The sequence below is a fragment of the Rhodococcus sp. IEGM 1379 genome (assembly GCF_030056815.1).
Classification (GTDB): domain Bacteria; phylum Actinomycetota; class Actinomycetes; order Mycobacteriales; family Mycobacteriaceae; genus Rhodococcus_F.
Map to the genome: position 1 here is coordinate 1 of NZ_JASHKR010000079.1, position 19993 is coordinate 19993.

Here is a 19993-nt window from a genome sequence, read left to right on the forward strand (position 1 = left end):
GCCTCGAAGGTCGAGTGAAGACGCTGCATCCGCGCGTTCACGCCGGCGTTCTGGCCGACACTCGTAAGCCGGATCACCTCGCTCAGCTCGAGGAACTCGGCATCGCGACGTTCGAACTCGTCGTCGTCAACCTGTACCCGTTCACCGCGACGGTTGCCTCGGGCGCCACGCCGGACGAGTGCGTCGAGCAGATTGACATCGGCGGTCCGTCGATGGTGCGCGCTGCCGCCAAGAATCACCCGTCGGTGGCCGTTGTCGTCGATCCCGCTCGCTACACCGACGTGTTGGCAGCCGTTGCCGACGGCGGATTCACGTTGCGTGAGCGCACTGTCCTTGCGGCGCAGGCGTTTCAGCACACAGCGTCCTACGACGTGGCTGTTGCGAGCTGGATGACCAGCACCATCGCTGCAGACGAAGACGGTTCGCAGTTCCCCGCCTGGGTTGGCGCTACCTGGAACCGCAGCGCTGTTCTGCGTTACGGCGAGAACCCGCACCAGGATGCTGCACTGTACGAAAACCCCGCTGCGCCTGCAGGTTTGGCTCAGGCGGATCAGTTGCATGGCAAGGAGATGTCGTACAATAACTACACGGACTCCGATGCCGCGTGGCGTGCAGCGTACGACTTCGCTGATCCGGCAGTCGCAATCATCAAGCACGCCAACCCGTGTGGCATCGCTGTGGGCACCGACATCGCCGATGCTCATCGCAAGGCTCACGCCTGCGACCCCGTCAGCGCATTCGGTGGCGTCATCGCTGCCAACCGTGAGGTCACAGTCGAGCTGGCCGAGCAGATTGCCGACATCTTCACCGAGGTCGTCATCGCCCCGTCCTACGCAGACGGAGCCGTTGAGGTTCTGCAGCGCAAGAAGAACATTCGTGTTCTGAAGGCTGCTGCGCCGACTGCAACCGGCATCGAACTGCGCCCCATCTCGGGTGGCACGTTGCTGCAGCAGCGCGACGTTCTCGATGCGGATGGCGACAACCCGGCCAACTGGACCCTCGCCAACGGTGAGGCTGTAGATGCCGAAACGCTCAAGGATCTCGAATTCGCTTGGCGCGCAAGCCGCTCGGTGAAGTCCAACGCAATCTTGCTGGCTTCCGGCGGTGCATCGGTGGGCGTCGGCATGGGCCAGGTCAACCGCGTGGACGCAGCGCATCTCGCTGTTCAGCGTGCCGGTGACCGCGTCGTAGGTTCGGTGGCAGCATCGGACGCGTTTTTCCCGTTCCCCGACGGACTTCAGGTTCTCCTGAATGCCGGCGTCAAGGCTGTGGTTCAGCCCGGCGGTTCGGTTCGTGACAACGAGGTGATTGCGGCGGCCAAGGAAGCCGGCGTCACTCTCTACCTGACAGGTGCGCGCCACTTCGCGCACTGATCATTTTCTCGTGCAAGCGGGCCTCGACTTCATTGTCGGGGCCCGTTTTCGTTTCGGATGACTGGCAGTTTCGGATGACTGGCAGTCGGCGGTCAGGCAGCTTGAATGTGTGTTCCCTGAAGTTCGCGCGGGGTACCGGTGATGACAACCCGTGACGCGCCGCGGTTGCGGATCTCGCTGATCAATGCGGCGAGGGTGGCTTCGTGGGCCGCGTCGGAGTGCGAAAGGTCCAACGTGACGGCGTAGCCGGTGAGGTCGGACGGCAGATCGGCATACGGGGGTGCGGTGGACAACTGGTTGATTCGAAGTTTCATCTGTCTCTCCTGGATGTGAAAGGTAAAAGAAAAGGCACCCGCGGCATATGCCCTGGGTGCCCGAAAACGGATCCGATCAATCTGTGGATCATTCTCGGGGGACACCGCGCTTGACGCTCATATGCTTGTTGGTCATGCGATGGGCCGATAGGGAGGACGAAAAAATGTGTACGGGTGCGGTGCAACTGCGCCACGAGGGAACGGATACAAAGTCTGGGTGTTGCGACATGACGTCCGTGCCTTTCTTTCGTGGCGTAGCTGGTTAATGGATGACCGTACAGCACCGATCGAGGGTTCGCACCAATAAATTGCATCGCGAACGTAAACTCCACGTGACTTTTGTCCCGGCGGTCGATCCGGGTTGCGTCAATACTGTGCAGGTCAGAGGGAAAATGCAAAAGTCCCCCCGCGATGACTCGCTGGGGGACTTTCGATCTTAAAACAAGGACGTTCGGTCTGTATGTCGTCAGGCGAGTGAACGGACCCACTCGGCAAACGGTTTCGCGAACTCGTCCGAGTACGGCAGGGGTGCGACGTAATCGGCGCCGGTCGACTGCTCGTCGCCGAGATCCTTGAGTACAAAACTGGTGTTCCGCATACGCACCGACGTCAGCGACGTGTGGGACAACGCTTCGTCGAGTGCCGCGACGTCTGACGGAACGATCTGGATGTCCTTCGCCGAGCAACTGGTCAGCACCGGCATTCCAGCGGGGAGTCTAGCCACGAGTGCAACGGGATCCAGGGCGTCCTCTTCCGCCAGTGCCTTCGCGTTTGTGTAAACCAGACCGGCGTTCCGCAGCGGCTCGGGAAGATCATCCGAAACAGTTCCGTCGGTACGCAGTGATTCCACGGCCCCGGCGAGCGCTACTCGGAGTTCATCGGCCAATTCGACAGGCAGTTGCCCTGCCCCGACAACGGCGTCGAGTTGCCCGTGAATCTGGTTGGTCAACAGGTCGAGGAGGCGGACACTCAACGGTTCGACGAGTGCGAGCGAACTCACTCGGGCGCCCTCCTGTGCAGTTGCCACGGCGAGCGCGACGATCGCCCCGTCGCTGTGGCCGACGATGATGAGTCGATCAGCGTCGACGCCCGGTTGCTGCGCCAGAAAGTCGAGTCCGTCGGACGCTGCATCGACGTATGTGTTGAAGCCGAGATCGGCGATCTCGTCGATCTCGTAGGGGCCCAATCCGGTTTCGCCGCTGCCGATCTTGTCGTAGCGCAGACTTGAAATACCCTGTTCTTCAAGGACATTCGCGATGAATCGGAGCGTCCCGATATCGCCTTCGAGAAGTGTGCTGTCACCGTTGCGATCGGTGGGGCCGCTGCCCGCGAGGATGAGTGCCGCCGGTGCCTTCCGGTCGGGACCGGCGACCAGACGCAGGCTCCCGAAGAGGGTGACTGGCCCTGATTGAAAAGTGATCTCGGTGTCGGACATGACGACCTGTCTACCAGGTTCGCGGGCTCACGCGGTACGCAGACTGCGGACGCGTCGCCATCCGCGCCAACTGAACCACAAGAGCGCGGCGAGAAACGGAATGATCAGGAGCGGAAGGATCATCGCGATCAACGACGTGAAGAACGTCAGTACGTCTTCGAGTACGGAAATGACTGGGTTGGCGAGCCCACCGGTAGTCGCGGTACTGACGGCGCGCGTCCCGGTTTGCGCGGCGCTGAACGTCAAAGCAGTCGGGGCCCCGACGATGATGCCGGCTATCGCGGCGATTGCCGGATCGAAATGGCTGAACGCAGCCCACGCCGCGATTGCGCCGGCGATCGGTCCCGTGACATTGCCGACGACCGAGAGTGCGTTGTCCACGAACGGGATCAGATCGGCACACAGTTCGACGACGACGGCGGCGATCGCCAGAGCAACCAGGGCGCCGGTAGATCCGATCCACCGCATCGACTCACCGACGGTGATCCCGAACAGTTCGAAATGGACGGCGGTACTCAGCATCAACAGTGGCAAGAAGGTTCGCATACCCGACGCAGCAGCGAGACCGAGGCCGAGCATCGCGGGCAAGACCCAGGTATCCATGGGTGGAGTTTAGGACTGTTGTTCGCCGTTCGCGGGTACGAAAGGCACACACCCGCTCACCGGAAAGGAACTTCGATGCCTACACCGGCACCCACAAAATTCTTCCTCAACCTCCCCCGTCAAAGACCTGGGTAAGGCCACCGCGTTCTACGAGGGACTGGGCTATGCCAAGAACCCGCAGTTCTCCGACGACAATGCGTCGTCGATAGTCATCAGCGACACCATCGTGGTGATGTTGCTGGCCGAGCCGTTTTTCAAGACCTTCACGTCCAAGGAGATCGCCGATACGATGGTGTCGACGGAAGCGCTCCTCGGGCTTTCGGCGGAGACTCGCGAGGCCGTGGATTCCATCGTCGACAAGGCATTGGCAACCGGCGGCAGTGCCGGAAATGCGACTCAGGACCACGGATTCATGTACTCGCGGAGCTTTCAGGATCCGGACGGTCACATCTGGGAAATCATCTGGATGGACCAGTCTCACGTGGAGAGTTGAGAGCGGATTCTCCTCAGCGGGTGCCGAAACCGACAAATGCTCGTAGCTTGGTGTGGTGACTGTCGCCAAGACCCTCGGGGAGCTACGGGCCTCCGGACACGTGCAGCGAAGTGTCAAAGAAGAAATACGCGAGAACCTGCTCGCCGCGTTGCGGGACGGCCGGGATCCCTGGCCCGGGATAGTCGGGTTCGAGGAAACAGTCGCCCCGCAACTCGAACGGGCGCTGATTGCCGGCCATGACGTTGTGCTGCTCGGTGAACGTGGGCAGGGCAAGACGCGGGTACTGCGCACACTTGCCTTGTTGCTCGACGAATGGACGCCCGTCATCGACGGCTCGGAACTGGGGGAGCATCCCTATGAGCCGATTACTCCGGCCTCGATCCGGCGTGCGCGTGAACTCGGTGATGAACTACCGGTTCTGTGGCGTCATCGCAGCGAGCGGTACTCCGAGAAACTAGCGACCCCGGATACGTCCGTCGCCGACCTGATCGGTGACGTCGATCCGGTCAAGGTCGCCGAAGGCCGCAGTCTGGGTGATCCCGAGACCATTCACTTCGGACTCGTACCGCGCGCGCATCGTGGAATTGTTGCGATCAACGAACTTCCCGACCTGGCCGAGCGCATTCAGGTGTCGCTGCTCAACGTGATGGAGGAGCGTGACATCCAAGTCCGTGGATACACGCTGCGGCTTCCGTTGGATGTGCTGTTGGTAGCGAGTGCGAACCCCGAGGACTACACCAATCGCGGACGCATCATCACGCCGCTCAAGGATCGTTTCGGAGCTGAGATTCGCACGCACTACCCCGTCGAACTGCTTGATGAGATTGCCGTGATCGACCAGGAAGCGCATCTGGCGGCAGAAGTCCCCGATTACCTACTCGAGATTCTGGCTCGCTTCACACGGTTGTTGCGCGAATCTACTTCGGTGGATCAGCGATCGGGTGTGTCGGCTCGTTTTGCCGTGGCCGGCGCCGAGACTGTCAGTGCTGCCGCAGTGCGCCGCGCGGCAATCCTCGGCGAGGCGGATCCTGTTGCGAGGCCGGTGGATCTGGATTCGGTAGTGGAGGTGCTTCGCGGCAAGGTGGAGTTCGAATCGGGTGAGGAGGGCCGTGAACTGGAGGTGCTCGAACATCTGCTCCGCCGCGCAACAGCCGATACCGTTCGTGTACGTCTGGGCGGAATCGACTTGTCGACGTTGGTGAGTGCTGTGGAGCTGGGCAACACCATCGTCACGGGCGAATCCGTCACGGCCAAAGCATTTTTGGACGAACTGCCCGAACTCGAGGTTCTGGACGAAATCGCAGAGCGGTTGGGGGCACAATCCGACGGTGAGCGTGCTGCCGGCGCGGAGCTGGCGCTCGAAGGGTTGTACCTGGCCCGTCGGATCTCGAAAGATCAAGGCCCGGGCGGACGCTCGGTGTATTCCTGAAATGACACATAATCCGCGCTACCGGCCGTATGACGGCGGCCCCGATCCATTGGCCCCGCCGGTGGATCTTCGTGAGGCGCTGGCGGCGATCGGCGACGACGTTCTAGCGGGGACGTCTCCGCGGCAGGCGTTGCGCGAGTTGCTGCGGCGCGGAAACCGCGACATGCGCGGGCTCGACGAACTCACGGCGGAGGTGAATCGTCGTCGACGAGAGATGCTGCGTCGCAACAACCTCGGCGGAACCCTCGACGAGGTACGCAAACTCCTCGACAAAGCAGTGCTCGAGGAGCGCAAGGAGTTGGCCCGCGCGCTCGATGACGACGCACGATTCAACGAGATGAGGATCGAGGAATTGCCGGCATCGACGGCGCACGCGGTTCAGGATCTGGCAGATTACAACTGGCGTAGTGAGCAGGCGCATGCCGACTACGACAAGATCCGTGACCTTCTGGGACGTGAAGTTCTGGATCAGCGGTTCTCGGGCATGAAGCAGGCTCTCGAGGGTGCCACCGCCGAAGATCGTGAGCAGATCCGGGAGATGCTGGCAGATCTCAATCAATTGCTCGACGCTCATGCCCGTGGCAAGGACACTCGGAGACAGTTCTCGGAGTTCATGGACAAACACGGGCAGTATTTTCCCGATAACCCGAGAAATGTCGAGGAACTGCTCGACTCGCTGGCGAAGCGGGCGGCGGCGGCGCAGCGATTGCGAAATTCACTCTCTCAGGAGCAGCGGGACGAGCTGGATGCCTTGGCGCAACAGGCTTTCGGTGATCCGAGTTTGATGAGCGAGCTCAGTCAACTCGATCAGTTCTTGCAGGCAGCGAGGCCTGGCGAAGACTGGGAGGGTTCGCAGCAGTTTCGCGGCCAGCAGGGCATGGGTTTGGGGGAGGGCACCGGTGCACTGTCGGACCTTGCCGAGTTGGAATCGCTGGCTGATCAACTTTCGCAACAGTATGCGGGCGCGGGTCTCGACGATATCGATCCGGAATTGTTGGCCAGGCAACTCGACGACGAAGCAGCGGCCGACGTACGTACTCTTGCTGACCTCGAAAAGGCTTTGCAGGAGCAGGGTTTCTTCGATCGAGCACCCGACGGTCAATGGCGGTTGTCACCCAAGGCGATGCGGCAACTCGGCCAGACCGCACTCCGCGACGTTGCCGGTCAGCTGTCCTCGCGGACCGGCCAGCGGGATACGCGTCGGGCCGGCGCGATGGGTGAACCCACCGGAGCGTCGCGAGAATGGGAGTTCGGTGACACTCTGCCGTGGGATGTGACGCGGACGATCACCAACGCGGTGTTGCGCGATCCTGGCCGAATTCCGCTGCGGCTCACTGTGGCCGACGTCGAGGTCGCAGAAACCGAACAGCGTAGCCAGGCAGCGGTGGCATTGCTGGTGGACACGTCGTTTTCGATGGTGATGGAGGATCGCTGGGTTCCGATGAAGCGCACGGCGCTCGCGCTCAATCATCTTGTCAGCACACGGTTTCGCAGCGACGAACTACAACTCATTGCCTTCGGGCGTCACGCTCATGTCCTGGACCCGTCGGAGCTTGCCGGTTTGGACGGGGCGTGGGATCAGGGCACCAACTTGCATCACGCGTTGTTGTTGGCGGCCAGGCATCTTCGACGCCATTCCAACGCCCAACCGGTGGTATTGATCGTCACCGATGGTGAGCCGACTGCACACCTCGAACCCGACGGCGAGGCACGATTCGACTATCCGCCGAGCGCCCGAACCCTTGGATTGACGGTCCGTGCACTCGACGCCGTGGCCAGATTGGGTGCCAAGGTGACGTTTTTCCGACTCGGTGAAGACCCGGGCCTGGCTCGGGTGGTCGACCGCATGGCTCATCGTGTGGGTGGGCGTGTCATTGCTCCCGATGTCGAAGGTTTGGGCGCTGCAGTGGTGAGTGATTACATGCGCGGCCGACGCTAACTGCACAGGCGGTGTTAGTTTCGTTCTGCCGGTTGATGTTGTGTGATGCAATGGATTCCGCCGCCTCGCGCGAACAACGGCCTGGCATCGACGGTAACGACGGTCCGGCCAGGGTAGGCGGCTGCGAGAATTGCGGCGGCTTCCTCGTCGGCGGGATCATCGAAACTGCAGGCAATGACACCGCCGTTCACGACTAGATGATTGATATAGCTGTAATCCACGAAGCCTTCGTCGTCGCGCAGAATCTGGGGCGCCGGAAAGGGGATGATTTTCCAGGAGCGGCCGGCGGCATCAGTCGAGTGCTCGAACAGTTCGATGATTGTCTTGCTGACCTCGAAGTCGGGGTGCGCGGGGTTGCGCTGGTCGTGTACGAGGACAACACCGGGGGACGGGATGGCAGCGACGATATCGACATGGCCCCGAGTTCCGTAGGTTTCCTGATCGCGGGTCAAGCCGCGCGGTAGCCAGATCACGTGTGTAGCACCGATAGTGTGGGCCAGTTCCGCTTCGATGTCTGCCTTGGTGAGGTGCGGGTTGCGTCCGGGATCGAGTTGGACTGTTTCTGTGACCAGCACGGTGCCCAGGCCGTCGACCTGAATACCGCCGCCCTCGTTGACGATTGGCGAGTCGATCAACTGAGTGCCGGTCTGCCCGATGACAAACGCGCCGATCTTCGAGTCCTTGTCCCACTGCGCCCACTCTTGCGCGCCCCAGCCGTTGAAAACCCAATCGACGCCGCCGAGGTGTCCGTCGTCGGACAATACGAAGGTGGGGCCGATGTCGCGCATCCACGCATCGTTCAGAGGGGATTCGACGATAGCTATCTTCTCGGACAGGTACTTTCGCGCCTCGGAGATCTCATCGGGATCGACCACCATAGTGACTGGTTCGAACTCGGAGATGGCGTGAGCAACAGCTGCCCAGGTCGATCGAGCCTCATGGTGTTCCTCGGGTGTGTCACCGAGTGAGTATCCGGCGCTGGGAAACGCCATCCACGTGCGCTCGTGCGGTTCACTTTCCGCTGGCATGCGCCAAGTCATCGAGTGCCTCCGAAAGGGGCAGTAGCATCAACAGGTTCGGTGAGGGCGGCATACGTGTCGGGTCGACGAGTCGACAAAAATGGGAAGAGTGAAAGCCAGTCGTCGCGTTGCCGGAGATCAAGGTCGGCGACCAGTACGGCTGATTCGTCGCGGGGAGCTTGCGCGAGTATGCGTCCGTACGGGTCCGAGATGAACGAGGAACCGTAGAACGTGATGAGGCCTTCACTACCGTGGCGGTTGGGAACAACCATGAATGTGCCGTTTGCGATTCCGTTTCCGACGATGACCTGCTGCCACAGGGGCTGGGTGTCGAAATTCGGGTGATCGGGTTCCGATCCGATTGCCGTGGGGTACACCAGGATCTGTGCGCCGGCGAGGGAGTACACGCGTGCAACCTCGGGGAACCACTCGTCCCAGCACGTCGGGAGTCCGAACTTGGCGCCGAGTACCTCGTGAACGGGGTATGGATCCGCTGCCGGCCCGCCTCGGAAGTAGGTGTCCTCGTAATACCCGGCCGTCACGGGGATGTGCAGTTTGCGCGTGTGTCCGATGAGTTCACCTGAAGGCGAGACCAGGATGGCGGTGTTGTAGCCGAGACCGTCGGCGGCCTCGCTGCGCTCGTACAGGGACGCGTGCACGAGAACGTTGTTTTCGGCGGCGGCCTTGGCTGCGAATGTGAAGGTAGGGCCGGTAAGCAGGTCTTCTGCGTCGCGTCCGGGGTTGTCACCGCCGGGGACCTCGGCCGGGTAGCGGCTGAGCGTGAGTTCGGGAAGGAATACCGCCGACGCTCCCAGTTGCGCGGCGGTGGAGATGCCTTCGCGGAGTTCGCCGCGGAGATCCTGCTGGTCTTCCTGCCAGCGATGCTGCACAAGGCCTACTCGGAGGGGCGAGGACTGGGATGGGGCAGTACCGGCCAGGGATGCGGGTGGCGTGAAAGCGGTGATCGTCAGCATAGTGATTCCTCGGAAGTCGGGTGTTCGACGCTCAACGTAAAACGAATCTAATTCGTTAAGTATGGTGGGTGAACGCGAGTAGATCAAGGGTTTTGCCGAGATGCACTTGTCGCGAGTATTCGGATTCGACCAGGAGGTACCCATGCCGCGGCCACCGCAGCGACTGCTCTCGCCGGAGATCATCACCGAGGCAGCGATCGAATCGGTGGACGAGACAGGCGACTTCACGATGCCCGGCCTGGCTGGGCGGCTGAAAGTGCGGCCGTCTTCGCTGTACAACCATGTGTCCGGCCGGGCCGAGATCGTCGAATTCATGCGGGCTCGGTTGATGGCCGGAATCGACGTGACATCGCAGAGTGGATCGTGGAGCGAGACCGTCGCGGCGTTGGCCTCGGAGTATCGGCGGAGTTATGCCGAACATCCTCGCCTGATTCCGTTGTTCACCGCGCACACTGTGCAGGCCGGGGTCGCGTTCGGATTGTACAACGCACTGGCGCAAGCATTCTCGGACGGTGGTTTCGAGCCCGGCGAGACTTTGCACGCGATCACGACCGTCGACAGCTTTGTTCTCGGGTCCGCATTGGACCTGGCCGCGCCGGAAGTTCAATGGTCGTCGGGACCCGAAGTCAACAACGCGATGAAGGCGGCGCTGGCAACGTCGGGGAAGAATCCCGAACGTGCTGACGCCGCCTTCGAATTCGGTATGCGCGTGCTGATTTCAGGCCTGGTCGCCCAGTTGCCTACCGCACACTGAGATCGCTCTCGTCGCGTAGCGCAGCTGTGTCGCGATTGAGCGTCTTGCCCTGGAAGAACTCCGGGTTGCGTACACGCATGACCATCATGAGTACGGCCCCGAGGATCAGGATTCCGAAGCCCAAGAAGAACACCAGGCCGATTCCGCCGATCGAAGCGCCGCTGGCGTTGTCCGGGTCCATGCTCTCTCGAATGGAGATGACGAACACTGCCAGCAACATGAGCCCGCCGAGCAGTGGAAACGCCAATCGAAAGACGAAGTTGCGGACACTGTCGAACACCGTCTTTCGGAAGTACCAGACACAGGCAAATGCTGTGATGCCGTAGTACCAGCAGATCATGATGCCCAGGGCTGCAATGGTATCGAGTAGTGCACTCTCGGAGAGGAAGGTGACAACGGTGTAGAAGACCGCTGTCACCACTCCGGCGACGACGGTCGCATATGTCGGAACGAGGAAGCGAGGGGAGACCTCCGCGAGTTTCTTGGGGAATGCTCCGTAGGCGCCCATGGCGAGCATCGTTCGGGCGGCGGGGAGGAAGGTGGTCTGCAGACTGGCGACGGACGAGACGAAGACGGCGAGGAAGAGCAGCATTCCGCCCCAATTGCCCAGCACCGGATCAGCCAGCGCGCCGAAGACGTTTTCGGAGTTATCCGGGTTACCCAGGCCCACGCCGTCCTCGCCGACACCGGCGTACATCATCGCCGCGACGGAAACCAGCAGGTAGGTCAGCAGAATGGTTGCAACACAGAGCAATCCGGCGCGGCCCGGAGTCTTCTTGGGGTTCTTGGATTCCTCGCCCAACGTCAGGCATGTATCCCAGCCCCAGAACGCGAAGATCGATCCGGTGAGTCCGATGACAAACGCGCCGATCGCGAGGCCGCTGAAGGGGTTGAACCAACTCAGGTCGAAGGACAGTCCGGCCGGAGCATCGCCGGCGCCGACGTGAACCAGTGCGACAACGGCGAACACGACCAGAAGGACCATCTGGAATCCGACGAGTGCGAACTGCACGCGCTCGCTCGTGGTGATTCCTCGGCTCGCTATCCAGGTGGCCAGGGCAATGAAGACCAGCGTGGTGCCGACGTTGACGAGTTTATTTCCCGGTAGATCTGCAATAGACGGATTGTCGACCACCCGGGCGATGAACAGGTAGAAGAAGTCGACGGCAATGGCGGCGAGATTCGAGAGCACGATGATGGTGGCGATCACCATGCCCCAACCGCACATCCAGCCCACATAGGGACCGAATGCCTTGGTGGACCACGTGAACGACGCACCACAGTCCGGGGTTTCGGAGTTGAGTTCACGGTATGCATATGCCGTGAGGAACATCGGGATGAAGCCGGCGATGAAAATGGCCGGCATCTTGAGCCCGACGGCAGCGACGATCAGGCCGATACTGGCGGTCAGGGTGTAACCCGGTGCTACGGAGGAAATTCCGAGGACTGCGCCGGAGAGCATACCTATCTTACCGGTGGCCAGACCTTTGGAACTCAGGCCGGTTCCGGTGGGCTCCGCCTGTGTCGCTTCATTGTTCGTCATGACAGTGCCTCCGGCGTTGTGAACTCGTGCTTGGGCACTACAACCATCGGTACCGGGAGTACTCGCAGCATTTTTGCTGCCGTTGAACCGAGGAAGAGGCGACGTGGTTGGGCGAGGCGGCTCGAGCCGACCATCACGAGATCGCCGTCCTGCCACTCGAGTGTGCGCACGGCCGATTCGACCGAGGATCCGTCGGCGATGATGACTTCGATGGGAAGATCATCCGGGAGAACCGCTTTCGCGACCTCGAGCGTTCCCTGGGCGTGTGCGCGGGCGCGATCCCGGGCAGATTCGACAGTGTCGCGGTGATCGCGGAGGTCGTTCTGTGGATCCAGTGCAACCAGGGAGACGAGACGTAGCGGGACATGCATCAGTTCGCTTGTCCGCACCGCGGTCCGTAGAACCAGATCGGCTCCCTCCCTGGTACCGAGAGCGCACGTCACCTCACGAATCTGCGACGCCGACGAATGTCGTGTTCCGCGAGGGGCCAGTGCCACCGGAACGTGGGCCGAGTGAAGGAGTTCCGTCGATACCGAACCGATGGAATGGCGTCCGAGAAGACCGTCGCCGGAAGCTCCGACCACGATTGCCTGCGCTCCGAGCCTGGTCACTTCGTCGAGCAGTCCCTGCGCAAACGATTCGTGGAAGGTCAGATGAATCTCGACCAACACGTCTTCGGGAACCGAGTTCTTCGCCTCGGTGAGCCAGTCGTTGGCGCGGGCGGCAAGGATGTCGTCGTATCCGGCTTCCGACGGGATCTTTGCCGGCAGTGTGCGATCCGGTGGGAGCACCATGCAGATGTCGAGTTGTGCGCCGAGGCTGCGCGCGAGCTGTGCTCCGAGAACAAGCCCGTCTCTGCCGCTGGGTGTGGCGAGGTATCCGACTATCAGGCGCATGGTTACTCTTTCCGGCGTGAAGGGATCAGGACAGGACTAGTCGTGCGAACTCATGACGTGCTTGAGGCGGGTGTAGTCCTCGACCCCATAGGCGGAGAGGTCCTTGCCGTAGCCGGAGTACTTGAATCCGCCGTGTGGCATCTCTGCGACAAGCGGGATGTGGCAGTTGATCCAGACGGCACCGAAATCGAGCGCCGCGGAAACACGTTGTGTGACACCGTGATCCTTGGTCCAGATGCTGGATGCGAGACCGAAGCGGACGTCGTTTGCCAGGGTGATTGCTTCCTTCTCGTCGGCGAAGCTCTGCACGGTGAGGATGGGGCCGAATGTTTCCTCCTGCACGATGTCATCGGACTGGGCGACCCCGGTAATGACTGTCGGTTCGAAAAAGAATCCTGTGTCGCCGGAACGCTTTCCGCCGGTGACGATCGTGGCAGAGGCGGGGAGGTTCGTGATCTTGTCGCTGACGGCGTTGAAATGGTTGATGTTGTTCAGTGGGCCGTAGAACGCATCCGGATCATCCGGGGAGCCGGGGCGAAGTGACTCGGCGTTGCGGACAAGCGCGTCGACGAGCTGATCGTGAATGGACTCGTGGACGATAACCCGGGTGGCTGCCGTGCAGTCCTGGCCACCGTTGAAAAAGGCGGCCTCGGCGATACCGGTGGCGGTTTTCTCGATGTCGACGTCTCCGAAGACGATTGCGGGAGCCTTGCCGCCGAGTTCGAGGTGTGCGCGCTTGAGTTGTTGCGCCGCAGACACAGCGACGGCGATGCCGGCACGCACCGAACCTGTGATGGAGACAAGACCGAGGGCAGGATTCTCCACCAGCGCCGCGCCGGTGCCGCCGTTGCCGAGAATGACGTTGAATACCCCGTCCGGCAGGATCCCCTTGCTCAGCTTCGCGAGCACCAGCGTGCTGCCCGGCGTGGTGTCACTGGGTTTGAGGACGATGGTGTTTCCGGCAGCCAACGCCGGCCCGATCTTCCACAGCGCCATCATGAACGGGTAGTTCCACGGAGTGACTTGGCCGACGACGCCGATGGGCTCACGGCGTACATACGACGTGAAACCTTCCATGTACTCACCGGCCGCCTTACCTTCGAGGATGCGGGCGGCACCGGCGAAGAAACGGATCTGATCGGCGCCCACCTTGACCTCCTCGTCGGCGATCATCTGCCGTGACTGGCCGGTATTGGCGCATTCGGCCTCGACGATCTCGTCGCTGTGGGCCTCGATGGCGTCGGCAAGCTTGAGAAGGGCGGCCTGACGCGCACCCGGGGTGGTCTTGCCCCATGTCTGAAATGCGCGGGTGGCGGCCTCGACGGCTGCGTCGACGTCGGCTTTCGTGGAGACAGGGGTACGACCCACGACGCTTTCGTCCACGGGGTTGATCAGGTCCAGCGTCTCGGTTGCAGACGAAGCGACAAATTCACCGTTGATGTAGTTCTCGAGTACGACGATCGACATCTGTACCGGTTCCTCTCGAAGTCGAACGAGTTGCGGCCGAGTCAGTTGAAGGCTGAGTCAAAGGAAGCCGCACCCTCGCACTTGTGGAGCGTGTGTGTGCAAGTGTGCGCTGCCTCACAAATTTAGACAGCTGCCAGAAAGGTGAAATCTTTGGGCCTGAACGCGCCGAGTTGTACAGTCCAGCCCATGACGATTGCCGTGCGCTGGATGTTGGCGCAACCGGACCTAGCTCTCGAGGTGAAGGGCGGGCACGCAGGCATCGGTCGTGAGATCACCTTTGCGCATGCCACCGAGTTGATCGATCCGTTCCGGTGGCTGACCGGTGGTGAATTCATTCTCACCACGGGCATCAGGCTGCCTTCCACCACGCGTGAGCGCGAGCGGTATCTCCGCATGCTCGACGCAGCGGGCGTGGCGGCGGTGGGATTCGGTACCGGCCTTTCGTACCCGGAAGTGCCCGCAGACCTCGTTTCCGTTGCCGACGAACTCGGGTTGCCGCTGATCGAAGTGCCGCTTCCGACTCCTTTTGCCGCCGTCGTGAAGCGAGTGATGAGCCGGTTGGCGGAACAGGAGTACGAGGCCGTTCTGCGTGCGTCCCGGGCGCAACCTCGAATGACTCGTGCCGTCATAGCCGGCGGAACGGCCGCGACAGTGCGGGAGCTTGCGATTGCGACCTCGTCGACGGTTCTGCTTCTCGACGTCGCCGGCCGAGTGCTCGAGAATCATCCGACGATGCCGGACGACGATGTCATCGAGGAGTTGCAAAGCACTCTCGGCGGCGGTGCGTCCAGCAGCGTGGCGCTCGCACAATCGGGTGCTTCCGTTGCGGTGCAACAGATCAGTGTGGGGCGAACCCTGCACGGATATCTTGTCGTGATCAGCCCGTCGTCGTTGAGTTACGTAGACCAAATCCTGCTCGGCCACGCGAATTCGTTGTTGGCGTTGGACTTCGAGAAACCTGCGCGGCTGCGAGCTACCCAAGACCAACTCAACTCACACGCGTTGGGGCTGTTGCTCACCGAGGATCGTGATCCCGCGCCGGCCTGGGAGCAGATACGTCACGCCGCCGACGCCGACGGAATGGTGCGGGGGTTGACAGTTCTGGCGGAGACGACGAAGCGAGCGCTCCGGGTGGAATTCGAGATCGCCAGTTTCATGAACATTGCTGGACGGCAACTATTTTTGCGCAAGAATGATGATCGCGTCACCGTATTGCTTCGGGGAAGTGACGATGTCGAATTCGTGCGTGCGCTGTTGTGCGGCATCTCGGATTCGGATCGGGGCGCTCTCCGTGTCGGACTCAGCGGCAGGCGAGTAGTTGCGGCGCTGGTGACGGCGGTCGAACAATCGCAGTTGTGTGCGTCAGCGGCTGAACTCGGTGGAGAGCCTGTGGAGTTCGCGTCACTGACAGGGAGCGTGTTGCTTGCCTTCAGTTCCACCAGAGAGGTGCTGAACACGTTGGCCGAGACCATGATTGCCCCACTCGATGATTACGACAGGGAGAACGGGACGGAGTTACTGTCGTCGCTGCGTGCATTCCTCGAGTCCAACGGTCATTGGGAGGCGGCGGCCGTCACGGTGGGTGTCCATCGGCACACACTGCGGAGTCGAATGGCGAAGGTGGAGAGCCTGATCGACTGCCGTTTGGAGGTCGCGCGAGTGCGTGCGGAGTTACTACTCGCGATCATTGCCCGGCAGTCGTAACTGCCGGGCAATGATCGCAGGTGACTGTCAGCTCTTTCTGCGCTCGACGATGTCGGCTGCGGTCCGCTGTCCCATGCGAACAGCGCCGTCGACGTGCTGGTAACCCTCGGCGGCAATATCGGAGCAGGAGAAGTGAATCGGGCCTACCGGCGTCCGCTGATCGGCGCCGTAACGGTGCAGTCCGCCGAGATCGAAGCTGGCGGCGTACGCGCCTCGGGTCCATTCCTCCGAGCCCCAGTCGGACTCGTAGTACACAACAGGCTCGGTCGCCTTCGGTCCGAGGTACCGGGCGAGTGACGCCAGAATGGTTGCCCGCCGCTCCGGGGCGCTGAGTTCGAACATCGCGTCGGCCTTCTCGTCGGAGACAAACGCCACGAGCGTGCCGCGGTCGTCCTCGTAGTTGGTGTTGTCGTACACCTCCTGAACCACCTCCGACGCACCGAAGCCGGTGCCGGACAAACCGTCTGCGCGCCAGAACGGTGTCTCGTACACGGCATGCACCTTGATGACGAGGCCCAACGACTGATGCTGATGCATCTGATGTTGTCGACGAGGAAGCGGGGGATTGTAGGAAATCCGTGAGTAGAGGTTGGGTGGAACGGCCAGGATGACGTGGGTTGCCTCGACGCGAATGTCACCGTCCGCCAACGCGACTGCGCCCTTGTCGCTCCATTGCACGGTTCGCACGGGTGCGTTCAGGAATACGTCGTCACCCAATGCCGCGGCCATCCGGATGGACACCTGCTGCATTCCCCCGACCACACGCTTGTCGAGAATGAAGTCCTCGTCGACCAGATTCGAGAACGAGCCGGCCGACGCCGCCATCAAGACAGCCTGTAATGCCGAGAACGCGTGGGCGGGTTTAGTGAGCATCCCGCCCGCGATGAACAGGCCAATGTTGTCGCGAGCTTCGGCGTCGTCGGATTCGTCGATCAGCCACTGTTTGAAGGAGACGGTGTCGAGTTCGCGCGCAAGCGGGTGTGCCCAAGGCTCTTCGGCGCCGATCTGTGCAGCAAGATCGTCCATCACGTCGATGAGACGATCCATTTCCTTCTTCGTCGTCTCGTTCGTGGGGAACGAGTCGCCCGTGTAGCGGGATCGCTCGCCAGCGGCGGAAATATAGACGGACTCGCCTTCGCGGTAGCGGTCGAAAGTGGTGAGGCCGAGTTCGTCGAGCAGCCCGATCAGCGCGGTCTGGTCGGGGGAGACCCACTGGCCGCCGATCTCCAGTACCGCACCGTCGACGGTGTCGGTCCAGGTCCGGCCGCCGACACGATCACGTGCCTCTAACACGGCTACGGACAATCCGGCTTTGCGCAGCGCTGTCGCTGCAGCCAAACCGGAGGGTCCGGCGCCGACGATGACAATATCTCTCGAGAGAGTAGGCACGTGCGAGCTCCTTCACATTGAGCACTACTCGGTCGAGATCTTGCGAACGACGAGCAGTGACGGCGACGTTTCCAGTGTGGTCTTACGAGACGTGTGCCACACCTGACAGAACGGAGTGTTTTGTAGTCGATCTTCCGACGTTTCGGCCACCGACCCAGAAGCGGAAACTTTATCCGCCGACCACCTGACGGTCACCGAGTGGACTACTCAGATGCACGTCCAACGAGCCGAACACCGCTACGAGAATGCACATTTTATTTGCAGCCTCCGGAAGCGCACCCGTTTGTAGCGTGACGGTGACCGTGGAATCGGTCTCTTCGATACCGGCGTGCGCGCCGTAACATTCCGGTGTTCCGGTCACGAAATGGACGGCAACGGTGGTCTCGTCCACCTCCGACCAAGACTCGAACATGGTGTCCGACGCTCCGACGATGTCTGCGCGATCAGCGAAGACCGTACCGATATCGGAGTCGTCCACTTGATTGGGAACGGGTGATCCGCGCCCCCAATCGGCAGGAACAGCGCCCTGCGCCGCAAGTACTTTCGGCGCCGCGGGAGTTCCCGTGGACTGCGCGCCGAAAGAGCACCCTGCCAACGCCAGGGTGGCCAAAACTGCGAGGACGATTACGCGCATGCATCCACCGTAACCCTGGTCAAGCGAGCAACGCGGTGACCAGCGCAATCGCAGGAATTGACGCCAAAGTGGTGACAAAAGCGCTGTCGCGAGCCAGCACCATACCGCGGCGATATCGGCTCGCGTAGATGAAGACGTTCTGAGCCGTCGGCAAGGTGGAAACCACCACGATCGCAAACAATTGGTGGCCGTCGATGCCGAGTAGGAAATGCGCCATCAGATAGGCGAGCACCGGTTGGACCACAATTTTGAGCGTCGACGCCAAGGCGACATCACGTCGGGGGCTCGAGCCCTTCTCCAGTACACGCACGCCGTACAAGGACAGCCCGAACGCGAGCAGAGCACCGGGAACGGACGTGGCTCCGATCAGTTCGAACGGCTGCATCAGCGCCCGCGGTGGTGCCCAGCCGACGAGCGCAACCGCCAAGCCTGCCGCACCGGCCAACACGATCGGGTTCTTGAACGGAGCGGTCACGGTGTTGATCAGCGACAGCTTCTCGGCGTCCTGACCGCGCAGAGCGGTGAGATCGAGAATCGTCAACGCAATGGGGGAGTAGACGACGATCTGGAACAGCAGCAGCGGAGCAACAAATGTGGCGTCGCCAAGCACAAAAACAGCGATGGGAATACCGAGGTTCGCAGAGTTCACGTAGGACGCAGAGAGCGCGCCGATCGTCAGTTCCGGTAGCGGCCGATCCAGCCAGATTCTGGCCACGAGGACGTACAGCGCGCCGACGGCAAAGGCGGTGGCCGACGCTACCGCGAGGGTCGGGGAGAAGATCACCGACAGATCCGACGACGCGAGCGTCGTGAACAGCAGAGCCGGCGTAGCCACAAAGAATACGAGGCGGCCGAGAACGAACTGCCCGTGATCGCCCAGAGTGCCCAGACGCCCCAACAGGTATCCGATTGCGATCACCACGAAGATGACGGTGAAACCCGCAACAACTCCCGACACGCTGCGGGCACCTCTCTGTTAGGGAAATACGGGCAAGAAAAAGGCCGCGCAGTCGATGACTGCGCGGCCTTTCCTGAAACTGACTACCGTGCGGCGGTGAAGGGGAGCAACGCCATCTCGCGTGCGTTCTTCACTGCAACTGCGACCTGACGCTGCTGCTGCGGGGTCAGGCCCGTGACACGACGGCTACGAATCTTGCCGCGGTCCGAAATGAACGTGCGCAGCAAGTTGATGTCCTTGTAATCGACATGCGTGATCTTCGCTGCGAACAACGGGTTCTTCTTGGGCTTACGTCCCTCTACGGGACGTGGCTTCTTCGACGGTGAACGCTTGACTGCCATCCGACTTCCTTACCAACTCGACTTGTGTACGCCAGGCAGTTCCCCACGGTGCGCCATTTCTCGCACGCGTATCCGGGAGAGCCCGAACTTCCGCAGGTGGCCGCGCGGACGTCCATCCGCAGCGTCTCGATTGCGTAATCGTACCGGACTGGCGTCGCGTGGTAGACGCTGCAGGGTCGCCTGGGCTTTTATGCGCTCTTCCGGGGAGCTTTTCGGGGAGCGGATCGCCTCCTTCAGTACGGATCGCTGTTCGGCGTATCGCGAGACGATGACTCGTCGTTGGTTGTTTTTCGCGATCGTCGACTTCTTCGTCATGCCTACTTCTCTTCTCGGAAATCGACGTGCCGGCGGACGCCCGGGTCGAACTTCTTCAGGACCAGTCGGTCGGGGTCGTTACGAGGGTTCTTGCGGTTCACATACGTGTATCCGGTTCCGGCAGTTGACTTCAGTTTCACGATCGGACGGCAACGCCTACCCACTGCTGGTCGTCGACGTCACAAGCGACTCACACTCGTTCTGGACCGGCGCATAACGAGTTATGGACACCGCCGGACGAGTCGAGAAGTTCGAGCGTCGCTACGGAAAGCGCACGGTGATCTGATGGCAGTTCCCCAGCGGAAGATGTCCCGGTCCAACACCCGCGGTCGCCGCGCGCAGTGGAAGGCGACCGTGCCTGATCTGGTCACCGTCACCGTCACCGTCACCGTCACCGTCACCGTCACCGTCAC

At 61.6% G+C, this 19993-nt stretch carries 21 protein-coding genes and 1 pseudogene; 8 read left to right on the top strand and 14 right to left on the bottom strand.

Annotated elements, in window-relative coordinates:
• A partial coding sequence (gene purH / locus QM600_RS24685) for a bifunctional phosphoribosylaminoimidazolecarboxamide formyltransferase/IMP cyclohydrolase (RefSeq protein WP_283264285.1) occupies positions 1 to 1373 on the top strand: 1373 nt, incomplete at its 5' end.
• A gap of 92 nt (positions 1374 to 1465) precedes the next feature.
• Here purH and QM600_RS24690 read toward each other — a convergent pair.
• From QM600_RS24690 to QM600_RS24700, 3 genes are all read right to left on the bottom strand, one after another.
• A complete protein-coding gene (locus QM600_RS24690) occupies positions 1466 to 1687 on the bottom strand; it encodes a hypothetical protein (protein ID WP_283264286.1) in 222 nt (73 codons plus the stop codon).
• A gap of 466 nt (positions 1688 to 2153) precedes the next feature.
• Entirely contained in the window at positions 2154 to 3122 is a 969-nt protein-coding gene (locus tag QM600_RS24695) for an alpha/beta hydrolase (protein ID WP_283264288.1), read from the bottom strand.
• Between the two features lie 27 nt (positions 3123 to 3149).
• Positions 3150 to 3725 carry a DUF4126 domain-containing protein gene (locus QM600_RS24700; RefSeq protein ID WP_283264290.1) on the bottom strand — a complete coding sequence of 192 codons (576 nt, stop codon included), beginning with the start codon at positions 3723 to 3725 and terminating at the stop codon, positions 3150 to 3152.
• A gap of 157 nt (positions 3726 to 3882) precedes the next feature.
• Between QM600_RS24700 and QM600_RS24705 the strand changes: the two genes are divergently transcribed.
• From QM600_RS24705 to QM600_RS24715, 3 genes are read left to right on the top strand one after another with little or no spacing between them, the layout of a single operon-like run.
• Positions 3883 to 4218: a VOC family protein gene (locus QM600_RS24705; protein ID WP_502943096.1), complete on the top strand. Its 336-nt coding sequence runs from the start codon at positions 3883 to 3885 to the stop codon at positions 4216 to 4218.
• 52 nt (positions 4219 to 4270) lie between these two features.
• Complete coding sequence (locus QM600_RS24710) at positions 4271 to 5647, top strand: ATP-binding protein (protein ID WP_283264291.1); 1377 nt, start codon at positions 4271 to 4273, stop codon at positions 5645 to 5647.
• A gap of 1 nt (position 5648) precedes the next feature.
• Complete coding sequence (locus QM600_RS24715; RefSeq protein ID WP_283264292.1) at positions 5649 to 7586, top strand: vWA domain-containing protein; 1938 nt, start codon at positions 5649 to 5651, stop codon at positions 7584 to 7586.
• Between the two features lie 14 nt (positions 7587 to 7600).
• On the opposite strand, the gene QM600_RS24720 is transcribed toward QM600_RS24715, so the two are convergent.
• Together QM600_RS24720 and QM600_RS24725 are read right to left on the bottom strand one after the other, a co-directional pair.
• On the bottom strand, positions 7601 to 8626 hold the full coding sequence (locus QM600_RS24720) for an agmatine deiminase family protein (RefSeq protein ID WP_283264294.1): 1026 nt from the start codon (positions 8624 to 8626) through the stop codon (positions 7601 to 7603).
• Positions 8623 to 9579 (bottom strand): nitrilase-related carbon-nitrogen hydrolase, encoded by a 957-nt coding sequence (locus tag QM600_RS24725; protein ID WP_283264295.1) that lies wholly within the window; start codon positions 9577 to 9579, stop codon positions 8623 to 8625. Before QM600_RS24725 ends, QM600_RS24720 begins: the two co-directional genes overlap by 4 nt.
• 142 nt (positions 9580 to 9721) lie before the next feature.
• On the opposite strand from QM600_RS24725, the gene QM600_RS24730 reads away from it, so the two are divergent.
• A complete protein-coding gene (locus QM600_RS24730) occupies positions 9722 to 10333 on the top strand; it encodes a TetR/AcrR family transcriptional regulator C-terminal domain-containing protein (RefSeq protein ID WP_283264296.1) in 612 nt (203 codons plus the stop codon).
• Here the strand turns inward: QM600_RS24730 and QM600_RS24735 are convergent.
• Genes QM600_RS24735 through QM600_RS24745 form a run of 3 tightly spaced genes read right to left on the bottom strand, consistent with a single transcriptional unit; the run spans position 10320 to position 14239 of the window.
• The gene (locus tag QM600_RS24735; protein ID WP_283264298.1) at positions 10320 to 11876 is read right to left on the bottom strand and encodes an APC family permease; all 1557 of its coding nucleotides are present in this window, start codon (positions 11874 to 11876) and stop codon (positions 10320 to 10322) included. The two genes, QM600_RS24730 and QM600_RS24735, sit on opposite strands and share 14 nt — an antisense overlap.
• Positions 11873 to 12772, bottom strand: a complete 900-nt coding sequence (locus QM600_RS24740; RefSeq protein WP_283264300.1) for a universal stress protein — start codon at positions 12770 to 12772, stop codon at positions 11873 to 11875. The genes QM600_RS24735 and QM600_RS24740 overlap by 4 nt, the downstream gene beginning before the upstream one ends.
• A 36-nt stretch (positions 12773 to 12808) precedes the next feature.
• Positions 12809 to 14239 carry a gamma-aminobutyraldehyde dehydrogenase gene (locus tag QM600_RS24745; RefSeq protein WP_283264302.1) on the bottom strand — a complete coding sequence of 477 codons (1431 nt, stop codon included), beginning with the start codon at positions 14237 to 14239 and terminating at the stop codon, positions 12809 to 12811.
• A 186-nt stretch (positions 14240 to 14425) separates the two neighbouring features.
• Here QM600_RS24745 and QM600_RS24750 point away from each other — a divergent pair, with 186 nt between their 5' ends.
• Positions 14426 to 15943: a PucR family transcriptional regulator gene (locus tag QM600_RS24750; RefSeq protein WP_283264303.1), complete on the top strand. Its 1518-nt coding sequence runs from the start codon at positions 14426 to 14428 to the stop codon at positions 15941 to 15943.
• Between the two features lie 27 nt (positions 15944 to 15970).
• Here QM600_RS24750 and QM600_RS24755 read toward each other — a convergent pair whose 3' ends face one another.
• The 6 genes from QM600_RS24755 to rpmG form a co-directional block, all read right to left on the bottom strand.
• On the bottom strand, positions 15971 to 17332 hold the full coding sequence (locus QM600_RS24755; protein WP_283264304.1) for a flavin monoamine oxidase family protein: 1362 nt from the start codon (positions 17330 to 17332) through the stop codon (positions 15971 to 15973).
• A 169-nt stretch (positions 17333 to 17501) separates the two neighbouring features.
• Positions 17502 to 17966, bottom strand: coding sequence for a hypothetical protein (locus QM600_RS24760; protein ID WP_283264305.1), 465 nt, complete (start codon positions 17964 to 17966; stop codon positions 17502 to 17504).
• A 19-nt stretch (positions 17967 to 17985) separates the two neighbouring features.
• A complete protein-coding gene (locus tag QM600_RS24765; protein WP_283264306.1) occupies positions 17986 to 18924 on the bottom strand; it encodes an AEC family transporter in 939 nt (312 codons plus the stop codon).
• Positions 18925 to 19007: 83 nt separating this feature from the next.
• On the bottom strand, positions 19008 to 19265 hold the full coding sequence (rpsR, locus tag QM600_RS24770; protein ID WP_003946414.1) for a 30S ribosomal protein S18: 258 nt from the start codon (positions 19263 to 19265) through the stop codon (positions 19008 to 19010).
• Between the two features lie 9 nt (positions 19266 to 19274).
• Complete coding sequence (gene rpsN, locus QM600_RS24775) at positions 19275 to 19580, bottom strand: 30S ribosomal protein S14 (RefSeq protein WP_283264307.1); 306 nt, start codon at positions 19578 to 19580, stop codon at positions 19275 to 19277.
• A gap of 2 nt (positions 19581 to 19582) precedes the next feature.
• Positions 19583 to 19744: a 50S ribosomal protein L33 gene (rpmG, locus tag QM600_RS24780; RefSeq protein WP_283264308.1), complete on the bottom strand. Its 162-nt coding sequence runs from the start codon at positions 19742 to 19744 to the stop codon at positions 19583 to 19585.
• Between rpmG and QM600_RS24785 the strand changes: the two are divergent.
• A pseudogene (locus QM600_RS24785) lies at positions 19723 to 19794 on the top strand (type B 50S ribosomal protein L31); the annotation flags it as partial. The gene rpmG and the pseudogene QM600_RS24785 sit on opposite strands and share 22 nt — an antisense overlap.
• A 71-nt stretch (positions 19795 to 19865) precedes the next feature.
• Positions 19866 to 19993: 50S ribosomal protein L32 (gene rpmF / locus QM600_RS24790; RefSeq protein ID WP_283264310.1), on the top strand; the 128-nt coding region annotated here is incomplete at its 3' end.